This is a genomic window from Vibrio sonorensis (assembly GCF_001854765.1).
GTDB lineage: Bacteria > Pseudomonadota > Gammaproteobacteria > Enterobacterales > Vibrionaceae > Vibrio > Vibrio sonorensis.
The window spans coordinates 50,937-71,057 of the sequence record NZ_LJJE01000070.1 but is presented as its reverse complement, the minus strand read 5'-3'; the positions used below and the strand labels follow the sequence as shown (position 1 = coordinate 71,057).

At 44.3% G+C, this 20,121-nt stretch carries 13 protein-coding genes, 2 tRNA genes and 4 pseudogenes; 10 read left to right on the top strand and 9 right to left on the bottom strand.

The window, feature by feature from the left end:
- The first annotated feature begins 12 nt into the window (after nucleotides 1-12).
- The 3 genes from BLO31_RS13165 to BLO31_RS13155 all read left to right on the top strand — a co-directional run bounded on the left by BLO31_RS13165 (nucleotide 13) and on the right by BLO31_RS13155 (nucleotide 2,994).
- Nucleotides 13-89, top strand: a tRNA-Pro gene (locus tag BLO31_RS13165).
- Between the two features lie 237 nt (nucleotides 90-326).
- Nucleotides 327-416, top strand: a tRNA-Ser gene (locus BLO31_RS13160).
- Between the two features lie 223 nt (nucleotides 417-639).
- Entirely contained in the window at nucleotides 640-2,994 is a 2,355-nt protein-coding gene (locus tag BLO31_RS13155) for a hypothetical protein (RefSeq protein ID WP_070967305.1), read from the top strand.
- A gap of 168 nt (nucleotides 2,995-3,162) precedes the next feature.
- Here BLO31_RS13155 and BLO31_RS13150 read toward each other — a convergent pair whose 3' ends face one another.
- A complete protein-coding gene (locus BLO31_RS13150) occupies nucleotides 3,163-3,660 on the bottom strand; it encodes an NUDIX domain-containing protein (protein ID WP_070967301.1) in 498 nt (165 codons plus the stop codon).
- Nucleotides 3,650-4,582 carry a histone deacetylase family protein gene (locus tag BLO31_RS13145; RefSeq protein ID WP_070967655.1) on the bottom strand — a complete coding sequence of 311 codons (933 nt, stop codon included), beginning with the start codon at nucleotides 4,580-4,582 and terminating at the stop codon, nucleotides 3,650-3,652. The genes BLO31_RS13150 and BLO31_RS13145 overlap by 11 nt, the downstream gene beginning before the upstream one ends.
- A gap of 249 nt (nucleotides 4,583-4,831) precedes the next feature.
- Between BLO31_RS13145 and BLO31_RS13140 the strand changes: the two genes are divergently transcribed.
- A complete protein-coding gene (locus BLO31_RS13140; RefSeq protein WP_070967297.1) occupies nucleotides 4,832-5,518 on the top strand; it encodes an SDR family oxidoreductase in 687 nt (228 codons plus the stop codon).
- Here the strand turns inward: BLO31_RS13140 and BLO31_RS13135 are convergent.
- Both BLO31_RS13135 and BLO31_RS13130 read right to left on the bottom strand, forming a co-directional pair.
- Nucleotides 5,507-7,453, bottom strand: a pseudogene (locus tag BLO31_RS13135) (DNA topoisomerase III). The gene BLO31_RS13140 and the pseudogene BLO31_RS13135 sit on opposite strands and share 12 nt — an antisense overlap.
- An 85-nt stretch (nucleotides 7,454-7,538) precedes the next feature.
- Nucleotides 7,539-7,874: a Grx4 family monothiol glutaredoxin gene (locus tag BLO31_RS13130; RefSeq protein WP_070967292.1), complete on the bottom strand. Its 336-nt coding sequence runs from the start codon at nucleotides 7,872-7,874 to the stop codon at nucleotides 7,539-7,541.
- Nucleotides 7,875-8,212: 338 nt separating this feature from the next.
- Between BLO31_RS13130 and sodB the strand changes: the two genes are divergently transcribed.
- The 3 genes and pseudogenes from sodB (at nucleotide 8,213) to BLO31_RS13115 (ending at nucleotide 10,315) form a co-directional block, all read left to right on the top strand.
- On the top strand, nucleotides 8,213-8,794 hold the full coding sequence (sodB, locus tag BLO31_RS13125; protein WP_070967289.1) for a superoxide dismutase [Fe]: 582 nt from the start codon (nucleotides 8,213-8,215) through the stop codon (nucleotides 8,792-8,794).
- Between the two features lie 177 nt (nucleotides 8,795-8,971).
- Nucleotides 8,972-9,475: a VC2046/SO_2500 family protein gene (locus tag BLO31_RS13120; RefSeq protein WP_070967286.1), complete on the top strand. Its 504-nt coding sequence runs from the start codon at nucleotides 8,972-8,974 to the stop codon at nucleotides 9,473-9,475.
- A 178-nt stretch (nucleotides 9,476-9,653) separates the two neighbouring features.
- Nucleotides 9,654-10,315 (top strand): annotated as a pseudogene (locus tag BLO31_RS13115) (SDR family oxidoreductase).
- Between the two features lie 28 nt (nucleotides 10,316-10,343).
- Here the strand turns inward: BLO31_RS13115 and BLO31_RS13110 are convergent.
- A pseudogene (locus tag BLO31_RS13110) lies at nucleotides 10,344-10,792 on the bottom strand (low molecular weight protein-tyrosine-phosphatase).
- A gap of 163 nt (nucleotides 10,793-10,955) precedes the next feature.
- Here BLO31_RS13110 and cobO point away from each other — a divergent pair.
- Nucleotides 10,956-11,558, top strand: coding sequence for a cob(I)yrinic acid a,c-diamide adenosyltransferase (gene cobO / locus BLO31_RS13105; protein WP_425425296.1), 603 nt, complete (start codon nucleotides 10,956-10,958; stop codon nucleotides 11,556-11,558).
- A gap of 78 nt (nucleotides 11,559-11,636) precedes the next feature.
- Here the strand turns inward: cobO and BLO31_RS13100 are convergent, their stop codons facing one another.
- From BLO31_RS13100 to apbC, 3 genes and pseudogenes are all read right to left on the bottom strand, one after another.
- Nucleotides 11,637-13,784 (bottom strand): AsmA family protein, encoded by a 2,148-nt coding sequence (locus tag BLO31_RS13100; RefSeq protein ID WP_070967282.1) that lies wholly within the window; start codon nucleotides 13,782-13,784, stop codon nucleotides 11,637-11,639.
- A gap of 126 nt (nucleotides 13,785-13,910) precedes the next feature.
- A complete protein-coding gene (gene udk, locus BLO31_RS13095; RefSeq protein ID WP_070967278.1) occupies nucleotides 13,911-14,552 on the bottom strand; it encodes a uridine kinase in 642 nt (213 codons plus the stop codon).
- 242 nt (nucleotides 14,553-14,794) lie between these two features.
- Nucleotides 14,795-15,867: pseudogene (apbC, locus tag BLO31_RS13090) on the bottom strand (iron-sulfur cluster carrier protein ApbC).
- Between the two features lie 276 nt (nucleotides 15,868-16,143).
- Here apbC and metG point away from each other — a divergent pair.
- Both metG and BLO31_RS13080 read left to right on the top strand, forming a co-directional pair.
- Nucleotides 16,144-18,192 (top strand): methionine--tRNA ligase, encoded by a 2,049-nt coding sequence (gene metG / locus BLO31_RS13085; RefSeq protein ID WP_070967275.1) that lies wholly within the window; start codon nucleotides 16,144-16,146, stop codon nucleotides 18,190-18,192.
- Nucleotides 18,193-18,381: 189 nt separating this feature from the next.
- On the top strand, nucleotides 18,382-19,188 hold the full coding sequence (locus tag BLO31_RS13080) for a hypothetical protein (protein ID WP_070967271.1): 807 nt from the start codon (nucleotides 18,382-18,384) through the stop codon (nucleotides 19,186-19,188).
- A gap of 45 nt (nucleotides 19,189-19,233) precedes the next feature.
- On the opposite strand, the gene udp is transcribed toward BLO31_RS13080, so the two are convergent.
- Complete coding sequence (gene udp, locus BLO31_RS13075; RefSeq protein WP_070967267.1) at nucleotides 19,234-19,992, bottom strand: uridine phosphorylase; 759 nt, start codon at nucleotides 19,990-19,992, stop codon at nucleotides 19,234-19,236.
- Between the last annotated feature and the right edge of the window lie 129 nt (nucleotides 19,993-20,121).

Sequence of the window (20,121 nt, the reverse complement as noted above, 5' to 3'; positions counted from 1 at the left end):
GATTGTGCGTATCGGACTGTAGCGCAGCTTGGTAGCGCACCGTCATGGGGTGTCGGGGGTCGCTGGTTCAAATCCAGTCAGTCCGACCATACACCTAGAAAAAGAGAGCTACGGCTCTCTTTTTTGCTTTTGGAGCATTTTGTTTTCCCCTTTGTAACGCTGTTTACTCTTGACCAACGACCTATCCTTCTTAGCTAACGCGCCGCAAAATCAATAAAAATTAGGTCTGATAAAATTTTTTCCCACAGATAGCACATAATTACAGCAAACAGCGAAATCAGGGGTTTACAAGCTCTCTTGAGGTCGATAATATGCGCCTCACCAACGGAGAGATGGCTGAGTGGTTGAAAGCACCGGTCTTGAAAACCGGCATACGTTAATAGCGTATCTAGGTTCAAATCCCTATCTCTCCGCCACATTTAAAGAAGCCCGCTGACTCGTTCGCGGGCTTTTTGCTTTCTATTTCCCCGCCTCTTTCTTCTCTTTGCCTTTAGGCACCACTGGGCATATCGGGACATTTATAAAATTATTTATACATATGTCAATTTTATACAAGAGCAATGGTTTGCTCGTGTTTATCATTCCGCTTCCAAAAATACTTCTCAAAAATGAGAGCATCTAATTAAGCAGTTGGAGAATATGATTAGAAAACACCATGCCGTCTTTGTTTTGGCTTTAGCCCTTGTTGGTTGTAATAACAGCAGTGGCGACAAAGGCACCACACAACTAGAGGTTATAACAGCGAAGAAAAATTGCGCTACAATTGAAGGCTCTGAAGTGTGTTTACCTTTGAGCATAGAAGCTCAATCCGGTGAACGAGTATATCTATCTGTAACGGGAAATACTAAAGCGGAACTGAGTTGGCACCCCAAGGAATCAGACAGTCTAAGAAGTCCTGTTCTTCAACCTGAAGGCAATGGCGTATTTATTACTGTACCTGTCACCAAAAATAATGGAAGTATCGACATTGTTCTTGAGAGCACAATAGGGCAAGAATCCGTTGAATTAACAACACAACTAGATGTCTCAGGTGCTTCAAACCTTATCGTTAACGGTATTAATTCTATCTTATTAAACGAAAACAGTTTCTTAGCCGTTGAATGGATGCCAGCCATTACCCCACAAAGTGCCGTCGCAACAGGCGTTACTTACACACTCAACGTTACTCGAATTGAAAACGGTATTCTGACTGATGAATCTAGAGACTTTTCTGGTCCGGAACTGTCGCAAACCGTAGATGTCAGCCTTGGAGAAACCTACAGACTCTTACTGTCTGTCCAAGATGCCAATGGCGTAACTACCTATACCGAGCATGTAGATTACCAAGTGGCAAATACACTACCTGAACTAGCGCCTGTTGTTACAGATCCTGTACCAGACATTGCAAATTATGATGAGGGGCAGTTAATTGATCAAAATGGCGAACTAAAAATCGTAAGAGTGAACCAACAGGGCGATAAATTTATAAGTACCGCTAAGGAATTTGAAGCGTACAAAGAAGAAGCGCCTTTGGTCGTATCTTTGAGAATAAAAGACCTGACTGAAGAAGAAATAGCGGTGTTAGGTTCGCCTTCCCGTTCGTCAAATGTCGCAATGAGAAGCTATAACACCTCGCCCATGCACGGTGACATTAAAATTTCGCTCCCCGAAGGCTATATCACACAGAACGAAGATGATTGGCTGGAAACCGCTGACCCATCTGCAGAGAAACTGTATTCAAACTCGGACCCAAGCCGTAAAAATACCAACCTAAGTGTTGGTACTAGCAGTGCTTGTCTTAATTACTCGCGTCCTGGAGTAAGTGCAAAGGCGTGTACTCGATATGATAGTGCTCGTCTGATATGCGATGCTGAGTTTAAGCTAAGTAATAAACCAAAAGTAGACGCCTCTTGTTATGTTACCGGTAGAGTTAGAGTCACTGCCGAAGCGTCAGCATCTGGTGTCAATTACGCCTTAATGTGGCCCTTCCCGAAAATAGAGCGAGATATTCAAGGTGCAAAGCTCGTCGTTGCACCCAACCTTGGTTTAAAGGGTAAGTTTCAGGTCCCCGTATCCATCAAGTCAGATTTCACTGTAACAGCCAGTGCAAAAACTGGCGCTAAATACGGAATTGGCGACTTTTACCTACCCTATGCACTACCTTACGGTTCTGCCCATGCTCGCTTATCAGCCAAAGATGGCAAACTGTTTAACGTGACTATACCGAGTAACAAAACAGGGACTAAGCTTACTTTGACGGCTGAACTCGGTGCATTTCCCGAAATAAAAATCGGCGACTTTTTTGAAGTTAGCTTAGAGGGCGCAGGTAAAGTAGAATCCGATGCCACCTATCTCAGGGTGGGCACTGACGAATCTAAAAAAACCAGCTTCCTAGACGCTAACATCAAGAGCAGCGGCTATACCAAAGTCGCGCTGAAATCTGCTGGACTATACTCAGACTGGCTTAACTACGCAGACACATGGAGTAAATCGACTCCAACTTGGACTTTGTATAAGCATCCAAAAAAATTCAACTATTCAGGCGTTTGGTTTAGCCAATGTTTAATGAGTGGTACTTACCCGTTTCTAGAATCGCCTATTGAATTGCCAGAGTACGGCACTCTAGATCACAGAGATCCTTATGGCTCATCTTTTCAACAGGAACATCAATATAGTTTTGGTGGTGTTACCTTGGTGTCAGTTAAGCCTGCAGAGTTTGAAAAATCTGAAGAGTTAGATATCCACGTTGGAGATAACAACGATCTTTCAATGAAGTATGAGGAAAAGACTGGTCCTGAAAAAATCGTGCCGGTATTTATTAAGTTAAAGCACCCTTCCTCTTCTCTCGGACATATTTTCCCAATTTACGTTGTGGATATGGTGTCGCTATCCCAATTCGGTGGCCCACCTTGGGTATGTTGGGGAAGTGGGTTTAACAAAGAAAAGTTAAGCAAAAGCGGTCAATTAACGCCTCTGCAAGCCGCTGATTTTCAGAAAATATACGACGGCCTATAGTAGGTCACGTAACAGCCATTAACAGATGCGCTTTAAATCAAAGCGCATTTTCTTTTCTATTAGGATAACCATATCACCAGCATATCAGGTTCAACACTCCCCAACTTCAATCACTCTATTGCTACCAATTAAGCGGACCCGTTATTAGTTTCAGGTGAATATTGGTTTTTACTCGCTAGGTTTGTCTAAATGATTGGTCTGCTCATCACTGCCTTGGACATAGCACCCCAAATGAAGAGAGTATGTTTTGCTTATGACATTTGGCACAAGGATATCGTGCAGATCACTTGGGTAGGTTCTTTTTTGTTTCAAAGATTTTAGTTCCACCCATTCGACAGCTTGAATAAAGTGCTCATCAGTCAAACCTTGCAGATTATTAATGTGTATCTCACCGGTATAACTGTCTATCTGATAAAAAAATTCGGCGTGATAGCGCTCGGGCTCTGCTTCGACAAACTCTCGAACACAAATGAGTTGCCCAACTTCGACTTTAAGTCCTGTTTCCTCTTCAAACTCGCGTTCCAGCGCACCCTTAGTACTGCGGTCACCCGCTTCTAAGCCACCACCGGGGGGAATCCAATACTCTCCGGTATAGTCCTTAACTTTAACCATTAAAATAGCGTCGTTGTTAAGCAGAATTCCAGCTGCGCGTATTCTATGTTCCATGTCGTTTTCTTATCTCCAAAGCTGCTTTAAAAAGTTGGCTATGGATCGGTACCAGATCCTGATGTTCGCTGCGGTATCCACCGCCTACAACACACGCAACAGGTAACTCCAACTCACTGGCCAACTGTAAAGTGTCGTGGTCACGCTGAAAAATACCCTCTTGAGAAACATTAAAATAACCGAGCTCATCGTCACTGTGAATATCGACACCTGCATCATAAATAATCAAATCTGGTTGATGGATTCGCAGTGCCATTTGTAACACCGATTTGTAACTACTGAGGTACTCCTCATCACTGGTATTACGGCTTAGAGCAATATCCATATCTGAATCTGGCTTTCGCGCTGGAAAATTCTTATCGCAATGAACAGAGAGGGTCACTATATCATCGCGACCATGGCATAGCGTCGCCGTTCCATCACCGTGATGTACGTCCACATCGACAATAAGTACCTTTTCTATGTCTTCGTGCTTTAACGCCTGATGAGCGGCTAATACTAGATCATTAAACAGACAAAATCCGCTACCAAAATCGTGATGGGCGTGATGGTAACCACCACTAAGGTGGATGGCGAGACCGTGCTTAATCGCTTGCTTAACGGTTTCGCATGTACCTCCGGCTGAGGTCAATGTACGCTCGATAAGAGTACGGCTCCAAGGAAAGCCTATTCTTCTCATTTTTACCTCAGGTAACGTACCACTGAGCAACTGACTCACATAGTTAGAACAGTGGACTTCCTCTACGTAAGCTTTATCAATCGCCTTAGGTGTCACCCAAGTATAATATTTTGACCAGTCTGAATTACGTTCAACTTCCTCGCAAAGCCAGCGATGTAAAAGGCGATATTTATTAATCGGATACCTATGTCCTTGAGGTAAATCTAGTTCTGAATAGCACTGGTGATAGATAAGAGGAATCATGTAAACAACAGATTGGATGATTTGCCTCATCTTAACAGCTTGCCAATACAGATCAATTTCGATAACCTTAATGATAACGGTTATCATTATCACAAATTAAAATGACTCAAACTCGATTTTTCCTCTTACTAGGCGTTATGGTTGGCTCTTTGGCTGCAATGGCTGCTTTCTCATTCACACTAATTAGTTCTTGGTGGCTGCTAGAATTTGTTATCCTCACTTAGTAATTAGCTAAATGCGGGAACAGCAATGAAACATGTATTAGTGACTGGCGCTAATCGCGGGGTGGGATTCGCTCTTTGCGAGTATTATCTGCAAAAGGGCTGGCGTGTTAGCGCAACCTACAGACACGCCTCTCAATCTCAAGAGTTGTTGAGCAAAGCAGAATCCGAGCCTCACCTGAGCTGCCACCAGCTAGATGTCACTGACTATCTTTCCGTTCAATCTCTTGCTCAGACATTTGATAGCTTAGATCTCTTAATCAACAATGCCGGTTATTACGGCCCTAAAGGTTACAAGTTTGGCTCTACCGATGTTGAAGAGTGGCGAAAAGCCATAGAAGTCAACACCATCGCCCCTTTAAAAATAGCTGAAGCCTTCTATCCTAGCCTGTCCAAGGGACAAGATAAGATCATAGCTTGCCTTTCATCCAAAGTTGGCAGTATGACAGAAAACACTTCTGGTGGTGGCTATATCTACCGCTCGTCAAAAGCGGGCTTAAATTCGGTAGTAAAGAGTTTAAGCAACGACCTATCGCCTCAAGGCTTCATTGCTGTCGCCCTACATCCTGGCTGGGTGCAAACAGAAATGGGCGGGCCAAATGCACTAATAGACACCAACACGTCAGCGGCAGGTTTGGCCTCGGTGATTTCAGGTTTAAAACTGGAAGACTCGGGAAAATTTATCGACTTCAAAGGTAATGCATTACCTTGGTGACGCTGGTTTGCGCTTGCTCGTGGTTTTACCTTTTGCAGAGTAGCGACGTTTTTTTCGATATGCAGGACGTTCTACTTTTGGCAAATGCCGAAGAGACTCAGGCACTTCCCCTTGCTTAACCTCATTGATCATCACATGAACACTTTGAGTTAACGCCTCCATAAAAGGTGAGTAAGCCTGATTCTTTTCTGCCATTCCTTGCAACTGGTGTTCCCAATTTGCCGTCATATCAGGGTATGTGGATGCCTTGGGTAAGGAGTGAATCAGCCCTCTTCCCGCTGGTGTACTGTGGATAGCCTTTCCCTGTCTACTGAGTAATTGACGCTTGAACAAGGTATCGAGAATACCTGCCCGAGTCGCCTCGGTACCCAATCCATCCGTTTCACGAAGTATTTTTTTCAACCCTTTATCTTCAACATAGCGGGAAATTCCAGTCATAGCTTGCAATAGGCTCGCTTCAGTGAACGCTCTAGGGGGTTCTGTTTTGCGCTGTTTAATTTCACCTTCTCTACATAGCAACTTCTCACCAAGGGGCAATGGCGGCACTTTATCCGCGTCAGTGTCGTCTTCTTCGGTTTTGCCTAACAGTTGCTTCCAGCCCGGCTTAATAAGTTGACGTCCTTTGGCGACAAATGTCCCTCCGGCTATATCAAAAACTAACTTAGCATCCGCGTATTCTGCGGCCGGATAAAACTGCATCAAGTATTGCCTAGCAATGAGTTGATAGACTTTACTCTCATCTCCAGACAAAGATTGCCCACCCGACTTTTTAGGTGTAGGATAATGGCATGATGCGCATCGACTTTTTTATCATTCCACGCCTTCGATTTGAGCGACAAGTTAGCCTGTTCCACCCAACTTTGAATAGTTGGAGCAACAGATGCTATGGCAGAAGTCACTGAACTCGCTTGCGACCAATGATCCTTTGGCAAATAGCGACAATCGGATCTAGGTAGGTGATTAGTTTGTGTTTCTCATACAAAGACTGGCATATATCCAGTACTTTCTGCGCGCTCATGGCGTATCGTTTCGCGGCATCGATTTGCAGTGATGAAAGTGAATAAGGCAAAGGCGCATTTTGCTTGGTCGTTTTGTGCTCAGACTCTTTAACTTCGGCTATCTGGCCTTGGATTCGGTTCGCGACATTTTCAACCAATTTTTGATTGAGAACGCGTTCCTCTTCATCTTGCCAAGGTTTACACGCCTCACTTGGCTTCCAACGCGCCCGAATATCAAATTTGTCTTGATAAGGAATCAAGGCATCAAGTGTGAAGTAGTCTTTCGGCACAAAGTTCTCAATCTCTTCGTCACGCCTAACGACTAACCCTAAGACAGGCGTTTGAACACGACCAACAGACAGTACACCTTGATAACCCGCTTTTTGCCCCAGTAATGTATAGGCGCGAGACATGTTCATACCGTAGAGCCAATCAGCCTAGAGCGCGCCAATGCAGAGACTGATAAAGGAATGAAATCGCGATTACTTCGCAAACTAGAGAGCGCTTTTTTTACCGCTGGTAAATTGAGATCACTGATCAGCAAACGTTGAGTCGCAGCTTTTTTAGCAGCGCTGACTTTGCAATAATCCAACACTTCGTCAACAAGAAGCTGCCCTTCCCTATCCGGATCTCCAGCGTGGATTATCTGGCTACTGGTTTTCAGTAGTTTTCGAACTACGCTAAGTTGCTTGCTCGCGGATTTTCTCGGTTTTAATTGCCATTGCTGAGGAACGATCGGTAAATCAGCCATGTTCCACTTTTTGTAGCGCTCGTCATAAACGTCTGGCTCAACCTGCTCTAACAGATGACCAATGCACCAAGTTACGATGTCATTGCCGCACTCGATGTAACCTGACTGGTTTTTCTTCTGACCCGGCAGCGCCGCAGCGATAGCTCGGCCCAAACTCGGTTTTTCTGCAATAAAAAGTCGAGACATAAAAGCGATAGAGTAGAAACAAATAAGGCCACATTATGCAATGTGGCCTTATGAAATCAAAGAAAAACTGTAAATTTAAACAGTATTATTCTTCACCGCTCTCAGTGCGTGCAGCGGCTTCTTTAATCAATGGTTGAAGTTCACCTTTCTGGAACATTTCAACAATGATGTCACAGCCACCAATCAGTTCGCCTTCAACCCACAACTGCGGGAAAGTTGGCCATTGCGCATAGGCAGGTAGCTGAGCACGGATATCTGGATTTTGCAGAATATCTACGTACGCGAACTTTTCACCACATGCCATCAATGCTTGCGATGCTTGAGAAGAGAAACCGCAGCTTGGAAGTTTTGGTGAACCCTTCATGTATAGAAGGATTGAGTTTTCTGCGATTTGCTGTTTGATTTTGTCGATAGTTTCCATGCTTCCTCTTACTGGAGTTACTGCAAGTTATGCCTACATTCTAAACCATTGCGCAAGAATAAAAAGCACAGATTCTTTGGGGATATAACTAAGTGATATCAATCGGCTTACTCTCTCTAATACCCCATGGAAAGCCTTGATTTATGGCGGTTGTTATATAAGCGATAGATAAATTTCACATAGAAAATGGTGAGCGACCCTTTTAATAAAGTAAAAACTTGCTAAACTATAGCGCAAGTCAGTCAATTGACTAAGGTCCGACACTGAGACCAATAAAATAATAAACATTGGAAGCAATCGAAAGAGTCCTCTCTTTCACACAAATGGAGAATCGAGCAATGGCATTTGAACTACCAGCTCTTCCTTACGCGAAAGACGCGCTAGAACCACATATCTCAGCGGAAACATTAGATTTCCACCACGGAAAACACCACAACACTTACGTAGTAAAGTTGAACGGTCTTATTCCTGGTACTGAGTTTGAAGGTAAATCTCTAGAAGAAATCATCGAAACTTCTTCTGGTGGCATTTTCAACAACGCTGCACAAATTTGGAACCACACTTTCTACTGGCACTGTCTAGCGCCTAACGCTGGTGGTGAACCAACAGGTGCAGTAGCCGATGCAATCAATGCAGCTTTTGGCTCTTTCGAAGAGTTCAAAGCTAAGTTTACTGATTCAGCGATTAACAACTTCGGTTCTTCTTGGACTTGGTTGGTTAAAAAAGCGGATGGTTCTCTAGACATCATCAACACTTCAAACGCAGCAACGCCACTTACAGAAGGCGTTACTCCGCTGCTAACTGTAGACCTATGGGAACACGCTTACTACATTGATTTCCGCAATGTTCGTCCTGATTACATGAACGCGTTCTGGGCACTAGTAAACTGGTCATTCGTTGAAGAAAACCTAGCTAAGTAATCTTAGCGGACGTTTCCTAACTAAAAAAACACAATGATTCTTCAAGCCTGCACTCGTGCAGGCTTTTTTACTGTCTACTTTTTACACTAACGCGTTACATTGCTTGTTAACTGCTGATTTTGTTCTAAAGATTTCTCTGTTTTAGCCGCTAGTAAAGGGGCAGTAAGAGAGGAATCTATGGTCATCCATACATTAGACAAAGCGGGCTTAATTAACGAGCTTCAGTGCGGCAGTGGCATTAACCACGCAGTGCACGAAGGTCGCAGGGCCGACTTTGCACTAATTTTGTCCATGTTTTCAAATGACGTTAGGGATAACACCCCTGTCGAACAGCTCAACGCGAAAGAGATCACCGAGTCATTGCTAAGAGAACGGTTTGAAATTCCCCCGCCACAACCGTTGCGATCCGATGAAGAGTCCTACCCAATATCAGCAAAACAAGCCGAGCTTTTTCACGGTGCGGGAATGTCGAGTGCCAAACTCAGTCAATATCTCCACCCAGAGCCTCTTTGCTATTTGCCCACTGATACTTTTGACTTACCAGAAGAGGTCTATCACAACCTTTCTGGCCATCAAAGGCAGCACCTAGCTCAACCCAAAGACAAGCCACTAATGGCTGTAGACCTTTATCCTCAAATGGTTACAGCCCAGCGTAAACATCAAATTAATACGCAAGTGTAGACAAGTTTTTGTTTTTTGCTGACTTGCTTCTTTGTTGCTTTGTTAACTGTGAATCAGAGCAAATATTAGGTGATCATTATATTTCACACACAAGTTATTTGAACTTATTCACACTTAAAACACAGTTAATCAACCATGCTATGTGAACAAATTTAGAACAACTACAGGGGGGAGTAGTATGAAAATTAATAGTGCTGTTGTATTGATTACATCTGCAGGATCTTTAATTGGCGGTACATTGGCAGCACACTTTGCTTCCCTTGGCGCCAAAGTCGTTTTGTGTGACCAAGCGTCGCCTCAACTGCAATTCAACTATCATCAATGCCGCACCATTTCAGACAGTGTTTATCAATACACCATCAAAGATCATTCTGTCACCGCCATTCATCAGGTGTTTGAATTTATCGATAGAGAACTGCATCACTCACCGGATGTGTTGATCAATGCCTTTACCGCCGATGCAATTCCAAGGATTTTAGATAGCAGCAGTGCCGACACATTTAACCGCAACCTTTCCGGCATGGCGAATGCACTCTACAGCTTTGGAAGAGCAACCGCAGAGAGAATGCGACTAGAAAAGAAGCAAGGGTGATCGTCAACGTCGTGAGTTACGCCGACGTGACCAACACCACGGGCTTTGATAACACGGCGTCGATTGTGGCTGGCCTTACCCAGAGTTGGGCAAAAGATCTAACACCTTTCAATATACGAGTCGCAGGTGTAGTACCGGCTTGCGAGATAGAAGAAATTCGATGGTCGGAGGTACAAGACGAACTTATTCGAAACACCGAGTACATCGTATCAAATGACTATTTTAGCGGTCGAGTAATGGCCGCCTAACGATGGCGGCCATTGATAAGAGATGAGGTTAACACTCAAGCAGAACTTTGTCGCTCGCCTCTTCTATCAGATCTAATACCAGCTCAAACCCTTTGTCCCCCCATAATAAGGGTCTGGTATTTCGTCGTAATCACTATCGATATAGCTGAGAAACAGCTTGATCTTTGGCTGGAGATGCGAGGGGCAATCTCTTTGTAGATCGGCGAGATTATCTTTGTCCGCTGCCAATATAAGGTCATACTCTTCAAAGTCTTGTGCAACAACTTTTCGCGCCTGAATACCACTAAACGAATAGCCTCTTTTTTCACCTGCTGCTTTCGCCCTCGGATCTGGTGGGTTACCTTGGTGATAACCAATCGTTCCCGCTGAGTCAATTTGGACGTTGACACCTTGTTCCTTAGCTTTTGCTCTTAATATCGCTTCGCCTGTCGGTGAGCGACAAATGTTGCCCATACACACAACAAGAATCTTTTTCATTCCATATACCCTGATTTTTCAATGGTTTTTGCCTAACGTTAGTTAAGCTATCATAATGTGAAATCCTCGCTTGATACCAGAACTCCAGTGACCAGTTGTCAGCTATTCGATGAGTTCTACAATGAGTTATGAGGCATATCCCAATATTAGAAAGGACGAAATAATGAATAACGAGGACAAAGCGCAACGCCACAAAGCTCGCCAGCAGAAGGTAAAAGAAAAAGTGGACGCTAAAGTCGCTGCGGCTCAGGAAGTAAAAGGACTTTTACTCGTCATAACCGGAAATGGTAAAGGTAAGTCCACTTCAGGGTTTGGCACTATAGCGCGCGCCGTTGGACACGGTTTAAACTGTGCAGTTGCTCAGTTTATTAAAGGCACGTGGGAAAATGGAGAGCGCAACCTGCTAGAAAAACTAGGGGTGGAGTTTCAAACCATGGCAACGGGTTTTACATGGGAAACACAAAATAAAGAAGCGGATACGCTTGCAGCTCAAATTATTTGGAAAGAGTGTCAACGCATGTTGGCCGATGAGTCTATCGACGTCATCCTCTTTGATGAACTTACTTATATGGTCAGCTATGGCTATGTAGAACTCGATGAAGTCGTTGAAGCATTAAATAATCGTCCTCCAATGCAATCTGTGATCATTACTGGTAGAGGCGCACACCGTACGCTAATCGAAATGGCCGATACGGTATCTGAAGTAAAAAACGTCAAACACGCATTCGAATCCGGCGTGAAAGCGCTAAAGGGTGTCGATTGGTAGTAGATAGGCCTTCTAAATAAAAAGAGAGCTATGCAGCTCTCTTTTTATTTATCTTGCTCATTAGCATTTAAGTGAGGCTTAGTTAAAAAGACCTTTGATCAAGCCGTTGATTGCGTCTTTGGTTTTCTCATCTTTTATCTTATCACCCAATTTTTCATCCAGCTTTTTCAGACCGCGATCGATCTCTTTTTTCGCTTTCTGCTTTAGTACATCATCAAAGACAAGTTTGAACTTGGGTTCGTTCCAGCTTCCTGATACGTTGATAGGAATGGTGACATCTTTAAGCTCATCGATATCCTTACCACCTTGGCCTTCTAATGAACCTACCACTGATGTACTTACTGTAAAATCAACGGTCTGAGCGATGTAATTCGCAGAACCTTGGCCGCGAATACGCAGTAACGGTGATTGCATCTGGAGGTCATCGGTAGAGACATTGCCTTTGTTTAACTTAAGCGTCGCAGTCAAAGCACTAAAGTCAGTCTTTTGCACACCTTCTTTATCATCCAACTTCTCTCCTTTGATCTTCGCGTAGTTTTCGCGAATCATCTGTGCGACGTTGATGCCATTAACCGCTCCGTCGGCGAAGTTAACGATTACCGTACCCAAAAGGTTCTTTTGAATCCCTGTCGGTGTCAGGCTTTTACCTTGAACGTCAACATCGATGCTACCAGTACCTTCTAGCTTATCGTTGTCTGACACATCGATGAGCAGAGGTTGAACTTTCACCCCTTTAATTTGCTTTTTCGCCACATAGCTAGCTGGTGACTTTCGCGCGTCCAATTTGGCAGTGGCAGAAATAGTGCCCTGATACAACTTTGACGTAAACTTAGTCAGTTCTGCGATACCTCTGTTTACATAAAAGCTCGCTTGTACCTCTTGCATGTGCGCATTGTTTGCCTTGAATTTGTCAATGCTAATATCACCACTAACATCAAGGGTCTTGAGCGCCGCGAGATCGGGTTCTACTTCTTGCTCTACTGGTGTCGATTGCTCTGTTTTTCCTTGCGAGGCAGTTTCATCACTAGTATCAGACGTTTCGGCGGTTGCGTTTTCTGCACCTAGCCCCAAGAACTCATCTAGGTCGATGTTTGGACTGTGAAGCGCAAAACGCACTTTGGGAATATCACCTAAGAAAACGTCTGCTTTACCATCTAACTCAATGGCATTGGCGGTCAGTTTTTGCAGCACAAAGTTCAAATGACTTTTGCTTAAATCAAAGCGCAAGTCAGAAGCCATATCCACTTTCATTGGAGACTGGGGCAAGCTATCACCTGCATAGTTGGCATCGAGAACCAGCTTGTTTAGCTGTACCAAAGAAATTGCTTTGTCTACCGTCAGTTCACCTTGACCTTTCATCGTCATATCAAGTCCAGCGGCCTGACCAACCACCTCATAAGTTAAGGCATTTGGCTTATCAAATTCGAACGTCGCCAAACCCAAGATGATTTTTTCAAAGTTATTCGCTGGCTCTTTAAAACTCGATTCTAGCTCAATATTGCGCAGTGCATATTCAGCAAGGCCCTCTGAAAGCTTGAGTTCCGCACTACCACTTGCCGAAAACGTTTGTTGATTGTTTTTGCCCTTAGCCGCAAAGGTCGCCTTTGACCATTTTTCTACCGCAAACTCTGACAGAGTGAACGACACATCAGATAAACGAGTGAAGCTCCCTGCTTGATGATCTTGTACGTCTAGTAGTGCATTAGAGACAGAGACACCTGCAAGTTGAATTGTCCATGCTTTTGAAGGATCCTGCGCCACTTCTTCGTTAGAAGACGGCGACGCGTTTTCAGCCGTTGCTGTACCGGATTCTGTTGCAGGCGCAACTTCGTTCGACTTGGTCAACACGTCGATATTTTTTCGGCCGTCTTTTAGGGTCTCTAAATAAAACTCTGCGCCATCTAACGTTACGTTGCCAATCTCTAATTTTCTATCGAGTAGAGGCATAACGGAAACATCAATGCCAACTTTGCCAACCTTAAACAAGTTTGCAGAACTGTACCCTTGTGGGTTTCTTAACTCGGTTTTTCCAAGTTCAAAACCGACAGAAGGGAAAAACTGCCAACTAATATCGCCTTCTATAACCAGCTCTAAACCCGTGTGCTTTTGAGCTTCTTCAACAATCATGGGTTTGAATTGATTGGGGTTAACAAATAGAACCAACGCCGCTATGGCAATAACTGGTATCAACAGCAAAAAGGCAACAATGAGGATAAGTTTCTTCATCAGCAAAATCCTTGCGTAAGTGACAGTGTCCGTAACAGTATTTACAAGCACATAGACTATAAAAAGAAAGTGGCACTAAAAGTGCCACTTATCTCATAAAAAATAAAGGTCTAATCGAATTAATATTTACGATTTTAGTAGTTTAGCAATATGAGCCTTCAACACATCAATCGCAATTCGGTTTTTACCTCCGCGCGGTACGATGATATCGGCATACTGCTTCGAAGGTTCGATAAACTGCATAAACATAGGTCGAACGGTTTCTTGGTATTGCTTTAATACCGATTCCATTGTTCTTCCGCGCTCTTCAACGTCGCGTTTCACTCGACGCAGCAAGCAAATATCTAATGGCGTGTCCATAAAGATAGTCGCGTGCATTAAGTCGCGAAGCCTTGGATCCGTTAGCAGTAAAATACCTTCTAAAATAATGACCTTCTTCGGCGTTACTTCAGTCGTGTTATCAGTGCGAGTGTGCTCCGAGTAACTGTACTCAGGTACTTGAACTGCTTCACCTTGAGTGAGCTGCTCTAAATGTTTGCATAGCAAATCATGGTCAAGAGCGTTCGGGTGATCGTAGTTGGTCTTTACGCGATCATCCATGCTTAGATGACCCTGATCCTTGTAGTAACAGTCTTCCGTAATGACGCCGATTTGGTGGTCGCCAACTTTTTCTCTGAGTTCATTGTAGATTGTACTAGCAATCAAACTTTTTCCAGAAGCAGATGCGCCCGCGATTCCGACGATGACGCATTGATTATTATCAGACATTACTCTTGCACCCGATGTTAAATAATGGTGATGGGTTTGAGCTCAATGATGCGAGCCCCAAATAAACCGCCTGATTATAGGGAGAACGACGTATAGATACCAGTGAGTAATTCACGAAAACCTACGATTTTTATCTTTTGTAATAAGCCGATAAAAAGCAATCGATTTCATCGCAGAGAACTCGTTGCAACCAAACTCATTCAGTTGCGTAGCTGGACTTAACCATGCATTCGCTACACTCACTACTCCACCATAGTAAATGAAATAGCATCAGGCTTTACCTTACCCTGCCAATACATCCGACTGCACACTTGCTGCGCTAAATCAAAATAGTGCTCACTGTGATCGGACGTAGGTCGGTTGATCACCGTTGGCTTGCCTTGGTCGATATCTTCACGCAATTTAATGTGCAGCGGTATTTGCCCCAACAATGCAAGCCCGTATTCGGCAGACATTTTCGCTGCACCACCTTCACCAAATATCGCCTCTTTTGCACCACAGTGACTACATATATGGTAGCTCATATTCTCAACGACTCCGACAACGGGCACGTCCACTTTATTGAACATAGCCGCTCCTTTTCGAGCATCTGCTAATGCCAAGTCCTGCGGTGTTGTCACGATGAGGGCGCCTGTCACAGGAATTTGCTGCGCTAGAGTTAGCTGAATATCTCCAGTACCCGGAGGCATATCGATAATCAGGTAATCGAGTTCTGGCCACTCGGTCTCGTTGAGCAGTTGAGCTAACGCTTTCGATGCCATAGGACCGCGCCAGATTGCCGCATCGTCAGCAGACACTAAATAACCAATCGAATGGGTATAGAGACCATGAGCTTGAATCGGTTGCATCCATTTGCCATCTCGTACATTCGGTTTCTGATTTACCGTTCCCATCATTAAAGGCAGCGAAGGGCCATAAATATCAGCGTCCAGAATTCCTACTTTGCATCCCGATTGTGCAATCGCCAAGGCCAAGTTAACCGCCGTGGTGGACTTGCCAACGCCACCTTTTGCCGACGTCACGGCGATAATGTTTTTCACACCGGAAACTTCAGCACTAACTTGGGTCGCTAGACTTTTAACATTAGTGACCACTTCAAAGCTAAACGGCGCTACCTTCTCAGATATTTGCTGCGAGACGACCCAATCACACAATGATTCTGACAACTCTTTAGCTGCAAAAGGTAGAGAGATTTGAATCCCCGTTGAGCCAACGGTCACTATGCTCGGCTGATCAGCCAACCTTCAATCAGGTTAGGGTGTTTAAATTCGTTTAACCAACGACATAAATCGGATTTAGAGCTGAATTGGGTCATAGGCCCTCCTTTGACTCTATGCTAACACCACTATTCCACGGACTGAACCCTTTAGAAAATAGGTGTTTTCTTTGCCTTGTGGGTTGCTATAACTGCAAAAAGGAATTTGGTTAGAAAAAATTCTTAGTGCGTTTTCACATGCCGCTAACAAAGGCATCGATAGCGGTTGTTTTTTAACCACCAAAGACAAAGAAGCCTTAGATTCCTTGGCGTAAACCGCCGCATCAGGTAATATTGGCAGTCATTTCATATATTCATAAGAAGCGATTTTAGAGTATGGCAAACGATCCAAGAAAACTATTGGTAACTTGTGCCCTTCCGTATGCTAACGGCTCGATCCATTTGGGTCACATGCTTGAGCATATCCAAGCGGATATTTGGGTTCGTTACCAGCGCCTGCGTGGCAATGTTGTAAACTTCATCTGTGCGGACGATGCTCACGGCACTCCGATCATGTTAAAAGCACAACAGATGGGTATCACGCCGGAAGAAATGATCGCTGCCGTCAGTGAAGAGCACCAAAAAGACTTTGCTGGCTTCGACATCAGCTTCGATAATTACCACAGCACCCACTCAGAAGAAAACCGAGAGCTTGCGTCTCATATCTATCTTGAGCTTAAGAAAAACGGTTTTATTTCAAGCCGTACCATTTCTCAGCTGTTTGACCCTGAAAAAGAGATGTTCCTACCAGACCGTTTCGTCAAGGGCACTTGTCCTAAGTGTAAGTCTGAAGACCAGTATGGTGACAATTGTGATGCATGTGGTGAAACATACAGCCCAACGGATCTGATTGAACCAAAATCTGCTGTCTCTGGTGCAACTCCAGTAATGAAAGATTCGGAGCACTTCTTCTTCGACTTACCGCAATTTGAAAGCATGCTTCAAGAGTGGACTCGTTCAGGATCACTGCAAACTGAAACCGCAAACAAGATGCAAGAGTGGTTTGAATCAGGTCTTCAACAATGGGACATCTCTCGCGATGCCCCGTACTTTGGCTTTGAAATTCCCGGTGAAAAAGACAAGTTCTTCTATGTTTGGCTAGACGCGCCGATTGGTTATATGGGTTCTTTCAAGAACTTGTGTGCCCGTCGTGACGATCTCGATTTCGACGAGTACTGGAGCAAAGATAGTAAAACTGAACTCTACCACTTTATCGGTAAAGATATTGTTTACTTCCACAGTTTGTTCTGGCCAGCAATGCTCGAAGGCTCGGGCTTCCGCAAACCAAACAACGTATATGTTCACGGTTATGTCACCGTCAACGGCGCGAAAATGTCTAAATCTAAGGGTACGTTTATCAAAGCAAGTACTTATTTAGACCATCTAGACCCAGAGTGCCTACGCTACTACTACGCAGCAAAACTAAACAGCCGCATTGATGACCTTGATCTTAACCTTGAGGACTTCACTCAGCGCGTTAATGCTGACGTAGTAAACAAAATCGTCAACCTCGCTTCTCGCAACGCTGGATTTATTACCAAGCGCTTTGAAGGCAAACTTGCAGACAACTTTGCAGAGCCAGAGCTTTACAACGAGTTTGTCGCTGCTGCTGACCGTATCGCAGAACTTTATGAAGCGCGTGAGTTTGGCCGCGCGATTCGCGAAATCACCGCACTGGCTGATAAAGCAAACCAATACGTTGATGAAAAAGCGCCTTGGGTTGTAGCAAAAGAAGAAGGAAAAGATAAAGAACTACAAGAGATTTGTTCGGTTGGTATCAACTTCTTCCGCGTGCTAATGACTTACCTTAAGCCTGTTATGCCAGCGCTTGCAGAACGTACAGAAGCTTTCCTCAATCAAGAACTTTCGTGGGATGGCATTGCTACTCCTCTGACAAGCCATGAACTCACTAAGTTTAAAGCCTTGTTCAACCGCATCGATGCTAAGAAAATTGAAGCTATGGTTGAAGCGTCTAAAGAAGATGCCGCAGCTGAAATGGCAGCTAAAGCCAGTGCAGAACCTAAACAAGAAACCGAGCTGAGCAAAGATCCGATTGCGGAAGAAATCGAATTTGATGATTTTGTCAAAGTCGACCTTCGCATTGCGAAGATCGTTTCTTGCGAAGCCGTGCCAAAAGCTGACAAATTGCTTAAGTTCCAACTCGATATCGGCGGTGAAATGCGTCAAGTGTTCTCTGGTATCAAAGCGGCGTACAAACCAGAAGACCTAGTTGGTAAACACACTGTTGTGGTCGCTAACTTAAAGCCTCGTAAGATGAAGTTTGGCATGTCTGAAGGCATGATCCTAGCAGCTGGCCCAGGTGGCAGTGACCTTTGGATCTTAGAGCCTCACGAAGGTGCTCAACCAGGTATGCGCGTCTTGTAAAAGACCTACTAGATGAAATTAAAAATCCCCAGAAGCACCAGCCTCTGGGGATTTTTTTGTGCATCAGTGCACCAAAACTGGTCACGTGGTTGCTAGCTATAATCTTATCTAACTGATTATAAAGGAGTAATTAACTGGCACGCTCCCTGCTGTTCCACTCAAGAGAACAGTAAACAAAAGGACTTGGTTATGTTTGTACTCATATCATTAATTGTGTCAGTACTCGTACTTATCGCACTTTTTCACTTTTCTAAACAACGACAAACCAACTTAAAACGCAAGTTCCAATTGCTCGTTTCCCTACGCGCCCTGTTACAACTGTGCCGCGAACACCGTAACGTCACCCACAAAGCTATCTCTACTGAGAAGTTTGACGAAAGTAAAGTCACCTTGTTGCAAGATAACATTCGTCTTCAATGCCAAGTGTTAATGAGTACTGCGCAATTTGAAAACCGCCCTATGTATCGAATTCTAGGATTAAAGCTACATTCATTGAGCAAAAACTGGACGGAGCAAACTGTCGCTCGAAACCAAGTCATTCACGGCAAAGCAATTCGCCATTGTCTCTTCCTAATGGACGAAGTAGTTTTGGCTTGGCTTATCGAAGCCGGGCGTGAAGAACTCAGTGATGAGTACCATTTGAACTGGCAAATAGTATTGGAAGCAATGGAAGCAGTTACGCAGCTAAGAATATCTTTTCAAGACTTTGAACATCACGACGGTTTACTAAGAAGCAAGTTTTACAGCGATAGGATGCGAAGGAAAATCAACCAGCTCGCCGTTATTTGTCCATTGACAGTCGCATCTCCAAACTGTTCTGCAAACTTGGCGACGTTATCGAAAATCACTAGCCAAGATTCATTGACGATTAGTAGAGACGAACTTTATCAATTGACTACGGATATCTCTCTTACAATCTGCCAAGTTTACGACCAAATGCTCAACAACCTAACTGAGACTCTGTATCAGCCATTGCCCAATTTAGCCATGTCATAAAAAAGGCCGCTATTACCAGCGGCCTCACTATCAATAATCGGCTTTTTAAAGCATCTTGCGTGCTGCTTCCACCACAACCTTGATAGAGCGCGCCTCTGTTTCTTTAAGCGTACTGTGGTCTGGAATTTCTTTCTGAGTTCGGTTGATAATAACACCAGCTACGCAGCCAGCCTTAAGCCCTGAACTTGCGCACATGGTCAACAGCGTAGCAGACTCCATCTCGAAGTTGAGTACGCCCATATCTTGCCACTCTTTCATAGAGCCTTGAAAACGCTTAACCACGCGACCGCTAAAAGTATCGTAACGCTCTTGACCTGGATAGAAGGTATCAGAAGAAGCCGTAACACCCATGTGGACAGCCGCACCACTCTCTTCTACTGCTTGTTTCATCGCGGTAGCGACGTCGTAATCCGCGACCGCAGGGAACTCCATAGGCGCGAAGTGCAGACTTGCTCCGTCTAGGCGAACAGAACCCGTGCTTACAATCATATCACCCACGTTTACATTGGGTTGGATTGCACCAGTAGTACCAACGCGTAGGAAAGTGCGAACACCAAGCTGTGCCAACTCTTCGACCGCAATTGAAGTAGAAGGACCACCAATACCTGTAGAGCACACTACAACGGGTTTACCGCTAAGCTCTGCGCGATATAGGGTGTATTCACGGTGACTTGCTAAGAAAACGGGGTTTTCCATTTCTTCCGCAATTTTTTGAACGCGAGCTGGATCGCCAGGAATAATGGCTAATGTAGCACCTGCAAGATCCGCTTCTGTAACACCTAAGTGGAAAACAGCTTGAGACATAGGAAACTCCTTATTTTCCGTTAACCAAGAGTTCAATTAAATTCAGTTAACGGTATTAGAATAAATTGGGTACACAACTAATGTACCCAAGCTCCCCAAAATAAAGAGTGAAATTGATCACATCTACAC

Coding starts and splice junctions, on each gene's coding strand:
- BLO31_RS13155 (WP_070967305.1), top strand. CDS start 640: ATGATTAGAAAACACCATGCCGTCTTTGTTTTGGCTTTAGCCCTTGTT.
- BLO31_RS13150 (WP_070967301.1), bottom strand. CDS start 3,660: ATGGAACATAGAATACGCGCAGCTGGAATTCTGCTTAACAACGACGCT.
- BLO31_RS13145 (WP_070967655.1), bottom strand. CDS start 4,582: ATGATTCCTCTTATCTATCACCAGTGCTATTCAGAACTAGATTTACCT.
- BLO31_RS13140 (WP_070967297.1), top strand. CDS start 4,832: ATGAAACATGTATTAGTGACTGGCGCTAATCGCGGGGTGGGATTCGCT.
- BLO31_RS13130 (WP_070967292.1), bottom strand. CDS start 7,874: ATGGAAACTATCGACAAAATCAAACAGCAAATCGCAGAAAACTCAATC.
- sodB (WP_070967289.1), top strand. CDS start 8,213: ATGGCATTTGAACTACCAGCTCTTCCTTACGCGAAAGACGCGCTAGAA.
- BLO31_RS13120 (WP_070967286.1), top strand. CDS start 8,972: ATGGTCATCCATACATTAGACAAAGCGGGCTTAATTAACGAGCTTCAG.
- cobO (WP_425425296.1), top strand. CDS start 10,956: ATGAATAACGAGGACAAAGCGCAACGCCACAAAGCTCGCCAGCAGAAG.
- BLO31_RS13100 (WP_070967282.1), bottom strand. CDS start 13,784: ATGAAGAAACTTATCCTCATTGTTGCCTTTTTGCTGTTGATACCAGTT.
- udk (WP_070967278.1), bottom strand. CDS start 14,552: ATGTCTGATAATAATCAATGCGTCATCGTCGGAATCGCGGGCGCATCT.
- metG (WP_070967275.1), top strand. CDS start 16,144: ATGGCAAACGATCCAAGAAAACTATTGGTAACTTGTGCCCTTCCGTAT.
- BLO31_RS13080 (WP_070967271.1), top strand. CDS start 18,382: ATGTTTGTACTCATATCATTAATTGTGTCAGTACTCGTACTTATCGCA.
- udp (WP_070967267.1), bottom strand. CDS start 19,992: ATGTCTCAAGCTGTTTTCCACTTAGGTGTTACAGAAGCGGATCTTGCA.